The 1,276-nt window shown below is 51.6% G+C and carries 1 protein-coding gene; it reads right to left on the bottom strand.

Annotated features, from left to right (window positions below):
- Positions 1–19 precede the first annotated feature (19 nt).
- Positions 20–1,276 (bottom strand): sensor histidine kinase (locus tag BGN95_RS05740; RefSeq protein WP_502688255.1); only part of this gene is annotated, 1,257 nt, incomplete at its 5' end.

Consider the following 1,276-nt stretch of genomic DNA (forward strand, 5'->3'; position numbering starts at 1 on the left):
TCGCTAACTCTCTCGTCGCTCAAAACCGGCCATGGATACCTCGACCCGCTTGATCAACATCACAGATGCTCCCTTGTTTTTTTGGCTTGAGCGTGATGAACGGCTCAAACAGCGCGTCTTCCACCGATCGATCGACACCCGGCCCATTGTCGGAAATACGTAAGCGGTAGGGTTCGTAGTCGATCGCGATCTCCGGCTTAAAGGCCGGATCCCTCTCGAGCTTTTCCTTTAACCAATATTCGGCGTTCAGTATAAGATTATCAATCACCTGAAGCATGCGGCCTCGGTTAATTTCAATATCGAAATCGCTCCCCGTCAAAGCTATTTTGCACTCAAATTGACTTGTTTCCCATCGCGACCGAAAATGATCACGCACCTCTTTTAGCAAGCCGCTCATCTCGATCGTTTCAAGGCTGTCGCGTTGATACCGAAGCGAAGGGCTGAGGTGGGCGACTAGGGCGCGTAAAACCGAGACCGTTGACGTTACATCTCGCGCAAACTGAATTAGATCGCGGTTCTGTGGTCGCGTGGCCTGCGCCTTCTTGGTGGCGCTCGACGCTTGGAGCATCAGGCGATCGGTCTGGTTATACACCTCATGAGTAAGCGCCTCGGCGAGCATGCCGAGGCCAGCGAGCTCAGTGAAGTCGGCTAGCTGATCGGTCAGCACGTCGAGTCGCGGCGCAAGCGTCGCAACAAGATTAGCGAGTATCCGGGCTTGGCCCGTATAGTCATCCAGTTCCGCAAACAAAGCCGTGGACGCATCCAGGGCCGCTTGAGCTTCGCCCAACAGCTCTGACACCTCACGTTCCGCAGCGCTTGTGAAAATTGGCGCTTTGCTAATTCTATTAGTAACTTCCTTAAGGCGTGCGCGCGTGGAATCAGTATTTCTTCTTAAAGATGCCGATTTTTCCGAATATGAAGCTAGTTGCTCGGCGACGTTTCCCGCGTCGGCAACAGCTTTCACGCTTCCCTCGAACTTATGATCTTCGTCTTTCAGCGCGCTTTTATACTCATTGAGAGTGCGTCTAATTAATTCATAAATATTTCCAACAACTCTTGACACTTGAGTCACTAGGCGCTGGAAGTTTTGCGACCAGGGGTTCGATACGAATCCTTCTCGGTCGGTCTTTTCTTTAAGATGATTATTATCGGCTTCGGATATGAGAACGAAACCAAGAACATTGTCTGGCCGTAAGCTATAATAGGATCCGGCGCTCGTCCAACCGGCTCCCAACCTGAGCCAGTCTTGGCCGTTGATGCCATAAGGTTTGCTACC

This window comes from Sphingomonas sp. 66-10, assembly GCF_001897045.1.
Classification (GTDB): domain Bacteria; phylum Pseudomonadota; class Alphaproteobacteria; order Sphingomonadales; family Sphingomonadaceae; genus Sphingomonas; species Sphingomonas lycopersici.